Origin of the sequence: Paenibacillus yanchengensis, from assembly GCF_042684845.1 — a bacterium.
Taxonomy (GTDB): Bacteria; Bacillota; Bacilli; order Paenibacillales; family Paenibacillaceae; genus Pristimantibacillus; species Pristimantibacillus yanchengensis.
This window is the reverse complement of sequence record NZ_JBHUMH010000034.1, coordinates 1-1749: the sequence shown is the minus strand read 5'-3', so window position 1 is coordinate 1749 and position 1749 is coordinate 1. Positions and strand designations below refer to the sequence as shown.

1 protein-coding gene is annotated in these 1749 nt (G+C 40.2%); it reads left to right on the top strand.

The annotated features are described in order from the left end of the window. The first annotated feature begins 373 nt into the window (after positions 1–373). Positions 374–1609, top strand: coding sequence for an IS110 family transposase (locus ACFSTH_RS11455; protein WP_377775832.1), 1236 nt, complete (start codon positions 374–376; stop codon positions 1607–1609). Positions 1610–1749: the final 140 nt, after the last annotated feature.

The window sequence follows — 1749 nt, the reverse complement described above, 5'->3', positions numbered from 1 at the left end:
CCTCCTCGTATATTATGTTTAGGCGTTACTTTCCGCCCATTAATTCCTTACTTATTAACCTGCTTTTATGTCAATCGACTTGGACGTTCCGAGATATTCCTAGATAATGGTCTTAGGATCATTTGGGACAATTCTTTTCCTCCTTGCGGATTAACCGCACCAAGAGACTGCTTCCCAGTGTGCGTTTCGACCTTCCTACACGCAGGCTGTACCCCTTGATGTTCGAACCTAGATGTTAGTAGCTCTAGGGCGGCTTTCGATGCAAGGAGAGTACTCATAAACGAGGCTGCTGATCGGCGTCCACACTAGGGATATCTCAGAACGTCCAAGTAACAAGTTCCCATGATTCTAAATCGAAAGGAGTGTTAATCCTATGCATTTATTCGTTGGTTTAGATGTTAGTTCTTTTGATATCAAGGTTTGTTTTTTAAACGGTCAAGGAGAGCAATTACAAACTTTTACGGTCAATAATGATTTACCAGGTGCTACAAAACTCAGAGATGAGATTTTAAATACAGCACGAGATAAGTCTATTGGCAAACTACGTATTGGACTTGAATCTACCAGTGTCTATAGTTTCCATCCATCCATGTTTCTGCATCATGATGAATCGCTTCGTGCGCTTGGGGGACAAGTTTTCGTCATGAATCCTAGACAGATAGCTAACTTCAAGAAAAGCTACAATGATTTAGATAAGACCGATGAAATCGACGCCTTTATCATCGCCGATTATCTGCGATTCGGTAGATTACCTATGTCTATCGTAAAAGAGGAACAGTACGTTGCCCTACAACAATTAACGCGCGCACGTTACCACCTTGTTCGGCAAATCACACAAGAAAAGCAACGTTTTCTACAGTATCTAAGCTACAAGTGCAATACGTTTACAGAAGAGGTCGACTCCTCCGTATTCGGTAAAGCAATGATGGATCTTTTTCTTGAAAGCTATAGCTTAGATGAACTATCTAACATGCCTCTTGACGATTTAGCTGATTTTTTACGAACCAAAGGCAAAAACAGATTTCCAGATCCAACGTATGTTGCAAATTCGATTCAAAAGGCTGTTCGTTCCTCTTATCGTTTAGATAAAGTGGTGGAAGACTCCATAGATACGATACTCGCCACCTCCATCACCTTAATTCGCACTTTCGAAATACAAAAGAAAGAATTAAAAAAAGCGATAGAGCGATTGATGAAAGGCTTGCCACAAACACTGCAGACCATACCAGGAATTGGTCCTGTATTTGCAGCTGGAATAATCGCAGAAATTGGCCCGATTGAACGTTTTGAAGATGAAACAAAAATTGCTAAATACGCAGGACTTTATTGGCGTAAACATCAATCTGGTCGTTTTACAGCAGACGATACTTCGTTATCCCGTAATGGTAATCAGTATCTCCGTTATTACTTAGTTGAAGCCGCCAACTCGGTAAGAAGGCAGATCCCTGAATACGGTCAGTATTACGCAAAAAAATATCAAGAAGTACCGAAGCATCAACATAAAAGAGCCCTCGTCTTAACCGCAAGAAAATTCGTGCGTTTGGTGGATGCGCTACTACGCAAAAACCAAATTTACACGCCCAAAGGAGCGATAATACAGGAAGCATAACTAGCTTCTTTATCCTTTGAATATATACCAGTAATTTACATTTACTTGCTGGTCTATTTTCCTGTTGCCTTTTTAAAGAAAATTGATCCTTGATAATTAAATTTCTAACTGTTTTTCACTTGACATATTACCGCAGGTCT

What these genes read in the sequence shown, in the direction of transcription:
- ACFSTH_RS11455 (WP_377775832.1), top strand. Translation starts at nt 374, where the DNA reads ATGCATTTATTCGTTGGTTTAGATGTTAGTTCTTTTGATATCAAGGTT.